This window comes from Streptomyces synnematoformans, from assembly GCF_039531005.1.
In the GTDB taxonomy this organism is placed as follows: Bacteria; Actinomycetota; Actinomycetes; order Streptomycetales; family Streptomycetaceae; genus Streptomyces; species Streptomyces synnematoformans.
Window position 1 is genome coordinate 1 of record NZ_BAAAPF010000315.1, and the last position, 7,934, is coordinate 7,934.

A 7,934-nucleotide genomic window follows, 5' to 3' on the forward strand; every position below is an offset into this window, starting at 1 on the left:
GCCCCGGGCTGCGCGGCGCCCCCTCAGGCCACCGCCCGCCGCGCCCGCGCCGCCGCCGCGGCGTGGTCGAGCCGGCCGTCGGCCACCGCCGTGACGACCCGCCGCGTGAGGCTCGCCCCCGGCGCCAGCGGCACCCGTTCGGACCAGGCCAGGGCGGAGCCGACCCCGGGGTACTCCCGGGCCCGTACGAACCAGGGGTCGCGGCGCGTACGGTCGGTGGCGCCGGAGAAGACCAGCGTCCAGTCGTCCGACGCCAGCGCCAGCCAGCGCGCCGGCCGCCCGTGCACCGCCTCCTCGCCCTCGGCGGCCGCGGTGAACACCCGCGGCGGGCGCTCCGTCCGCGGCGCCCGCCAGAAGAAGCCGCCGTAGCCCGCGCCGGGGCGGCCGTTGGTGGCGGGGCTGCCGAACGAGACCGGCGCGCCGGAGACGTTGGTCAGCGCGAACGACACGCCCAGCGCCCACGCCGCGCCGCCCGCCGGGGCGACGGCGACGGCCCGGCGCTCGCGCAGCACCTCCGCGCCGGCCGCGTACCAGCTCAGCTCCTCGACGAAGCCGTCCGGGTCGCGCAGCAGCCAGCCGGCGTGCCGCTGCTCGCCGTGGTTGTCCAGCTCGACGGGGCCCCGGCCGCGGACGAAGGTGCGCCCGCCCCAGAAGTTGCCGCCCGCGACGTCGGGGACGGCGATGCTGACGCCGAGGTGGTGCGGGTGGTCGTCGGGCGTCAGCTCGGTGACCGGCACCCCGGCCAGTGTGGTGAGCGGGTGCAGGTACGGGCGGGGCGACAGCCGGGGGTCGAGGCGCGGGCGGTGCACGTAGCGGCCGACGCTGCGGCCGGCGCAGCGCAGCAGGGTGGCGGTGTCGGTGCCGGACCGGTGGGGGGAGGGGACGGTCATGTGCGGCTCACCTCGCTGCCGGCGGCCCAGGGGGCGCCGAGTTCGGAGTAGAGGGCCAGCCGCTCCGCGCCGGCGGCGACGAGCGCGTCGACGCCGGGTACCACGCGGCGGACGGCCGGCGGGCCGGCGGCGGCGGGCTCGGTGCGCCAGGCGGCGGGGGGCAGCGGCACGGGGTCGGGGGCGGTGCGTACGGCCTCGACCACCCGCATGAACGCGCCGCAGGCGGCGACGGGCGCGAGCAGCGGGGTGCCGTCGCGGAGGTGGTCGAGGAGGTTGCCGAGGAGGTCGGTCCTGCGGTACGTGATCTCCTCCGGGCCGTGCCCGGCGCGCTGGAGCAGGACGCGGTCCTCCTTGTACCAGAAGGTGATCCGGCCGGCGGCGCCGTGCACCATCACGTACGGGTCGGCCGCGCGCTCGGCGCACAGCGTGACGGCGCCGACGACCTCGGTGCCGCGGGCGGTGGTCAGCCGGACGCCGGAGGTGTCGTCGGCCTCGATGTCGTGCGCGCGGTACAGCTCCAGCTCGATGCCGGTGACGTCGGCGGCCCGCACCGTGCCGTCGAGGGCGAGCGCGGTGGCGACGGCGTGCGCGAGCGGGTTGGTGAGCACGCCGTCGACCACGTCGACGCCATCGAGGCGGCGCCGCCCGGTCCAGGGCGCGCGCCGGAAGTACGCCTCGTCGCGCACCCACGCGCCGGCGGCGCCGATGCCCCGTACCGCGCCGACGGCGCCTTCGGCGACGAGCGCACGGACGGCGGGCACCGCGTGCGAGCCGAGCGACTGGAAGCCGATCTGGCAGGCAACGCCGGCGGAGCTGCAGGCGGCCTCGATGCGCTCGTACAGCGCGAACGACGGCGCGGGCGGCTTCTCCAGCAGCAGGTGCACGCCGTGCGCGGCGGCGACCACGGCGAAGTCGGTGTGGGTGGGGATCGGCGTGGAGACGACGGCCAGCCGGGCGCCGGTACGCTCCAGCAGCGTGGCGAAGTCGGCGTCCTGCGCGACCGGTTCGCCGGCGAACTCCGCGCTCGACAGCGGCCGCGTCTCGCAGACGCCGGCCAGCTCGACCAGGCCCGCCCGCTGCAGCCTGCGGATGTTCTCCAGATGCTTGCGGCCGTGCCCGCGGGCGCCGGCCAGCACGACGGGCACGGGAGCGGGCGTCCGGGATCCGTTCCGGCGGGTCATCCCTGCACCGCCCTCGGGCTGAAGCCGGTGACTCCGGGCGGCCGCGCCACGGCTTGGGCCATGTCTGCTCCTAACGGTGCCGTCGAAGCGCTTCGATAACGTTGGTCGGTGGGTCGGACAGGTCGGTCGGGCGGAGGGCGGGCGGGTCGGGTCGTGCGCGGTCAGCCCGCGTAGGGCTCGGGCACCCGGCCGGTACGGGCCAGGAAGGCGAAGTCGCAGCCGGTGTCGGCCTGCGTGATCTGGTCGGCGTACAGGGCGCCGTAGCCGCGTTCGTAGCGCGGGGGCGGCGGCGTCCAGGCGGCGCGGCGGCGGGCCAGCTCCGCGTCGTCGACCTCCAGCCGGAGGGTGCGCGCGGCGACGTCGAGGGTGACGAGGTCGCCGTTCCGGACGAGGGCCAGCGGCCCGCCGACGTACGACTCGGGCGCGACGTGCAGCACGCAGGCGCCGTAACTCGTGCCGCTCATCCGGGCGTCGGAGATCCGCACCATGTCGCGTACGCCCTTCTTGAGGAGGTACGCGGGGATCGGCAGCATCCCGTACTCCGGCATGCCGGGGCCGCCCAGCGGGCCCGCGTTGCGCAGCACCAGCACGTGGTCGGCGGTGAGCGCGAGGGCGGGGTCGTCGATGGTGCGCTGCAGCTCCCGGTAGTCGTCGAAGACCGCGGCGGGTCCGGTGTGCGCCAGGAGCCGGGGCTCGGCGGCGACGTGCTTGATGACGGCGCCGTCCGGGCACAGGTTGCCGCGCAGCACGGCCACGCCGCCCTCGGCGGCGACGGGCCGGTCGCGGGGCCTGATCACCTCCTCGTCGTGCACCCGGACGCCGTCGAGCCGCTCGCGCAGGGTGCCGGCGACCGTGGGGCGGTCGAGGTGCAGCACGTCGGTGAGGCGGGACAGCAGCGCGGGCAGCCCGCCGGCGAAGTGGAAGTCCTGCATGAGGAACCGGCCGCCGGGGCGGACGTCGGCGAGCACCGGCACGGTGCGCGCGATCCGGTCGAAGTCGGCGGCGGCCAGGGGGACGCGGGAGCGGCCGGCCATGGCGATGAGGTGGATGACGGCGTTGGTGGAGCCGCCGAGGGCGAGGACGGTGGCGACGGCGTCCTCGTACGCCTCGCGGGTGAGGATCTTCCCGGGGGTCAGGTCCTCCCACACCATCCCGGTGATCCGCGCGCCGGCCGCGGCGGCCATCCGCTCGTGCCCGGAGTCGACGGCGGGGATCGAGGAGGCGCCGGGCAGGGTCATGCCGAGCACCTCGGCGGCGGCGGTCATGGTGGCGGCGGTGCCCATGGTCATGCAGTGGCCGGGCGAGCGGGCGAGCCCGCACTCCAGCTCCGCCAGCTCGCAGTCGCCGATGAGCCCGGCGCGGTGGTCGTCCCAGTACTTCCACATGTCCGTGCCGGAGCCGAGGACCTCGTCGCGCCAGCGGCCGGGCAGCATCGGGCCCGACGGAACGAAGAGCGCGGGCAGGCCGGCGCTGGCGGCGCCCATGAGCAGCGCGGGGGTGGTCTTGTCGCAGCCGCCCATGAGCACCGCGCCGTCGACCGGGTACGAGCGCAGCAGCTCCTCGGTCTCCATGGCGAGGAGGTTGCGGTAGAGCATGGGCGTGGGCTTCTGGAAGGTCTCCGACAGCGTGGCGACGGGGAACTCCAGCGGGAAGCCGCCGGCCTGCCACACCCCGCGCTTGACGGCCTGGGCGCGCTCACGCAGGTGGGAGTGGCAGGGGTTGATGTCGGACCAGGTGTTGAGGATCGCGACGACCGGTTTGCCGAGGTGCTCCTCGGGCAGGTAGCCGAGCTGCCGGGTGCGGGCGCGGTGGCTGAAGGAGCGCAGTCCGGCGGCGATCCCGTCCCCGTACCAGCGGTGGCTGCGCAGCGCGGTCGCGTCCCGGGGCGCTTCGCCGGCGGCGGCGCTCATATGCCCCACCCCCGTACGAGCTGCGCCACCCGCTCGCGCACCGGCTCCGGCAGCAGCCGGCCCGGCGGGCGCACGTCGCGGCGGGCCAGGCCCAGCGCGGCCAGGGCCTCCTTGACGACGGAGACGTTGTCGGCGGAGGCGTCGGCGGCGCGCAGCTCCTCGAACGCGCGTACCTGCTCCCAGACCCGCATGGCGGCGGGGTAGTCGGCGGTGCGCAGCGCCTCCAGCATCGCGAGCGAGACCTTGGGCGCGACGTTGACCAGGCCGGAGGTGAAGCCGGTGGCGCCGCAGGCCCAGTAGGCGGGCGCGTACAGCTCGGCGAGCCCGGCGACCCAGACGAACCGCTCCCGGCCGGCGTCGTGCGCGAAGGCGGCGAAGCGGGCGGCGTCGGGGACGGAGTACTTCACGCCGACGACGTTGGGGCACAGCTCGCCGAGCCGGGCCAGCCGGGTCCCGTCGAGCCGGTCGCTGCGGATGTACGGCACGACGCCGAGCCCGGGCACGGCCTCGGCGATGGCCCGGTGGTAGTCGACCCAGCCGCTCTGCGAGACGTACGGGTGCACGGGCTGGTGCACCATCACCATCTCGGCGCCCGCCTCCCGGGCGTGCCGGGCCGACGCGACGGCGGTCGGCAGGTCGTGCCCGACGCCGACGATGACGGTGGCCTCGCCGCCGACCTCCGCGAGCGTCAGCTCGGTGACGCGGCGGCGCTCGTCGGGGCCGAGGGAGTAGTACTCGCCGGTGTTGCCGTTGGGGGTGACGGTCCGTACGCCGGCGTCGAGGAGGCGGCGCAGCAGCGCGCGGTACGTGTCCGCGGCGATGTCGCCGGCGGCGTCGAAGGGCGTGACGGGGATGGCGACGGCCTCGGCGAGCGCGGGCCTGAGGTGGTCCATGGGACCGGCCTTCCTGTCGGTGTCGGCGGGGGCGCCGCCGCGGGTGCGGGGGCCGTCGGCGGGCCGGGCGGGGGCGCCGCCTGCGGGGCTCTCGCCGGGCGTCATGCGGGGAACGCCCGGGCGAGGAAGGACGCGATGTGGTCGTGCAGCGCGGCGCCCGCCGCCTCGGCGTCGCCGGCGGTGGCGAGCCGGAGGATCTCCCGGTGCTCGCCGGCCTCCCGCTCCCAGGAGGGGTTGGCCGACCAGGCGACGGTGGAGACCAGCGCGGCCTGGTCGCGGAGGTCGTCGAGCATGCGGCTGAGCAGCGGGTTGCCGCAGGACAGGTACAGGGCGCGGTGGAAGTCGCGGTTGGCGAGGCTGCGGTCGGCGGCGTCGGGCGCGGACTCGGCGCGCTCCAGCGCCTCCGCGGCGGTCTGGAGCGACGCTTCGAGCGCGACGGTGCGGCGCAGCGCCTCGGGTTCGAGCAGCAGCCGCACGTCGTAGACCTCGCGGGCCATGGTGGCGTCCACGGTGCGCACGGTGACGCCCTTGTACTGGCTCATCACCACCAGACCGGAGCCGGCCAGCGTCTTGAGCGCCTCGCGCACCGGCGTCTTGGAGACCCCGAACTGCGCGGCGAGGTCGGCCTCGACGAGCGGCTGCCCTGGGGTGAGCTTGCCGGTGAGGACGGCGTGTTTGATCGCTTCCTGCACGTACTGCGTGCGGGAGGGGATCGGGCCGGGAGCGAAGGTCATGACTGCCCTCAGATCTCAGGTATCGCGTCTCATATATGACGTACGAAGTACGACGCGCTGAAGGTAAGACGGGCCCGGAGAGTTCGTCAATGGGTACGGCGGCATGACTTGCGCGGTCAGGCGGTGCAGCCGGCGCGCAGCAGCGCGGCCTCCGCGAGCCGCCGGGAGACGGTGACGGGGTCGGGCACGGCGGACAGCCCGTAGAGCACGGTCGCGCCCTCGTGGATGAGCAGCAGCTCGTCGGCGAGCAGTCCGGGGTCGGCGGCGCCGGCCCGCACGCACAGCTCGCGCAGGTAGCCGCGCAGCCAGTGCTTCTGGTCGGCGATGACCCGGCGCCCCTCGTGCCCGGGGTCGGTCAGCTCGGCGGCGGCGTTGACGAAGCTGCAGCCGCGCGGCGACTGCCCGTCCATCCAGGTGGCGAGCGCGTCGAAGGTGGCGAGGATCCGGTCGCGGGCGGAGCCGCCGGCGGCGGTGCGCTCGACCTCGGCGGGCAGCCAGGTGCGCCAGCGCTCGTCACGGCGGTGCAGGTAGGCGGCGACGAGGGCGTCTTTGGAGCCGTAGCGGTCGTAGATCGTCTTCTTCGTCACGCCGGCCCGGCGGGCGATCAGGTCCACGCCGACGGCGGTGATCCCGCGGTTGTAGAACAGGGTCTCCGCGGCGTCCAGGATCCGCCGCGCCGCGGGCGTGAGCCGCGGCCGCACCGTCTGCGTCGCCTGCGTCGTCATCTCCGACCACCTCCACCCAGGAGTATACCGACCTGTTTAGTACACTGGCGAGAACAGTAAACAGATCGGTTTACTTTCGGAGGTCAGCATGGGTGCAACGGTTGTCTCGGCCGGTCTCGTCGCCTTCTGGAGCTCCGGCTTCATCGGCGCCGAGCTGGGCACCCGCGAGGCCGCGGCGGACACCCTGCTGATGTGGCGGTTCCTGGCCGCGGCGGCGCTGTTCGGCGGCGGCTGGCTGCTGCTGCGCCGGCGCCGCCTCCCGCGCCGGGCGCTGGCCGAGCAGGCCGCGATCGGCGCCCTGTCGCAGGGCGGCTACCTGGGCGCCATCGTCTGGGCCGTGGGCCTCGGCGTCCCCGCCGGCAGCGCCGCGCTGATCGCCGCGCTGCAGCCGCTGGCCGCCGGTGCGCTGGCCGGGCCGCTGCTCGGCGGGACCGTCACCCGGCGGCAGTGGGCGGGTCTTGCGGTGGGGCTCGCGGGCGTGGCCCTCGTGGTGCGGGACGACCTCGGCGGCACCGGCGCGGCCCCGCCGTGGGCGTACGGGCTCCCCTTCGCCGGCATGGCCGCGCTCCTCGGCGCCAGCTTCCTGGAGCGCCGGGCCCGCGCCCCGCTGCCGCCCGCGGACGCGGTGCCCGTGCACGTGCTGGTGAGCGCCGTTCTCTTCGGCGCGGTCGCGCTGGCCGGCGGGCGCGGCACGCCGCCCGCGGGCGCCGGCTTCTGGCTGGCGGTGGCGTGGGTGGTGGCGCTGTCCACGGCCGGCGGGTACGGCTTCTACTGGCTGAGCCTGCGGCGCAGCGGCGTCACCCGGACCAGCGCGCTGATGTATCTGACGCCGCCCGTCACGGCGCTCTGGGCGTACGCGATGTTCGGCGAGGCGCCCGGTCCCGCGGCGGTGGCCGGAATGGGCGTCGCGGCGGCGGGGGTGGCGGCGGCGACGCTGCGCACCGAAACCGGGGCGCGGGCGGCCGGCGGCGCGGGGCGTACCAGCTCACGGACGATCCCCTTCCGGCGGACGCGGGAGGAACCGCGGACCGGGGCCGTTCGTTAGCCGGGGCATGACTGCGATGACCCCTGGCTCGAACCTACCGCTCAGCGCCGCCCGGGTGGCCGTGGACGTCACCGCGCCGGTGCGGCTCGACGTCTCGGGCCTCCTGCTCACCACCGCCGGCAAGGTGCGCTCCGACGACGACTTCGTCTTCTACAACCAGCCCTCGGGCCCCGGAGTGACGCACCAGTCGACCGGCGCGGCCGACACCATCACGGTGGACACCGCGGCCGTCCCCGCGGACATCGACAAGGTCGTGGTCACCGCCAGCCTGGACAACGGCACGTTCTCCGGGACCGAGCCGACCGCCACGGTGCGGGACGCCGACGGCGGAGCCGTGGTCGCCACGTTCACGCCGCCGCAGCTGTCCACCGAGACGGCCCTCGTCGTGGTCGAGGTCTACCGGCGCGGCGGCGCGTGGAAGGTGCGCGCCGTGGGCCAGGGGTACGCGAACGGGCTCGCGGGCATCGCCACCGACTTCGGCGTCAGCGTCGACGAGCCGGCGCCCGCGCCCGCCCAGGCCGCGCCCGCCGCGCCGGCCGCGCCGGCCGCCCCGCAG

The 7,934-nt window shown here is 76.0% G+C and carries 8 protein-coding genes; 2 read left to right on the plus strand and 6 right to left on the minus strand.

What is annotated here, in order from left to right:
* Nucleotides 1-23: 23 nt before the first annotated feature.
* The 6 genes from ABD317_RS30310 to ABD317_RS30335 all read right to left on the minus strand — a co-directional run bounded on the left by ABD317_RS30310 (nucleotide 24) and on the right by ABD317_RS30335 (nucleotide 6,333).
* Entirely contained in the window at nucleotides 24-890 is an 867-nt protein-coding gene (locus tag ABD317_RS30310) for a DUF6807 domain-containing protein (RefSeq protein WP_344293997.1), read from the minus strand.
* Complete coding sequence (locus ABD317_RS30315) at nucleotides 887-2,071, minus strand: Gfo/Idh/MocA family oxidoreductase (RefSeq protein WP_027753526.1); 1,185 nt, start codon at nucleotides 2,069-2,071, stop codon at nucleotides 887-889. The genes ABD317_RS30310 and ABD317_RS30315 overlap by 4 nt, the downstream gene beginning before the upstream one ends.
* 161 nt (nucleotides 2,072-2,232) lie before the next feature.
* On the minus strand, nucleotides 2,233-3,981 hold the full coding sequence (araD, locus tag ABD317_RS30320) for an L-arabinonate dehydratase (RefSeq protein WP_344294000.1): 1,749 nt from the start codon (nucleotides 3,979-3,981) through the stop codon (nucleotides 2,233-2,235).
* The gene (locus ABD317_RS30325) at nucleotides 3,978-4,874 is read right to left on the minus strand and encodes a dihydrodipicolinate synthase family protein (RefSeq protein WP_344294010.1); all 897 of its coding nucleotides are present in this window, start codon (nucleotides 4,872-4,874) and stop codon (nucleotides 3,978-3,980) included. Before ABD317_RS30325 ends, araD begins: the two co-directional genes overlap by 4 nt.
* A gap of 101 nt (nucleotides 4,875-4,975) precedes the next feature.
* Nucleotides 4,976-5,608 (minus strand): GntR family transcriptional regulator, encoded by a 633-nt coding sequence (locus ABD317_RS30330; protein WP_344294002.1) that lies wholly within the window; start codon nucleotides 5,606-5,608, stop codon nucleotides 4,976-4,978.
* A 116-nt stretch (nucleotides 5,609-5,724) separates the two neighbouring features.
* On the minus strand, nucleotides 5,725-6,333 hold the full coding sequence (locus ABD317_RS30335; protein ID WP_344294004.1) for a TetR/AcrR family transcriptional regulator: 609 nt from the start codon (nucleotides 6,331-6,333) through the stop codon (nucleotides 5,725-5,727).
* Nucleotides 6,334-6,421: 88 nt separating this feature from the next.
* On the opposite strand from ABD317_RS30335, the gene ABD317_RS30340 reads away from it, so the two are divergent.
* Together ABD317_RS30340 and ABD317_RS30345 are read left to right on the plus strand one after the other, a co-directional pair.
* Nucleotides 6,422-7,378, plus strand: coding sequence for a DMT family transporter (locus ABD317_RS30340; RefSeq protein ID WP_344294006.1), 957 nt, complete (start codon nucleotides 6,422-6,424; stop codon nucleotides 7,376-7,378).
* Between the two features lie 16 nt (nucleotides 7,379-7,394).
* Nucleotides 7,395-7,934, plus strand: a 540-nt coding sequence (locus tag ABD317_RS30345; RefSeq protein ID WP_344294008.1) for a TerD family protein, incomplete at its 3' end; no start/stop codon positions are given.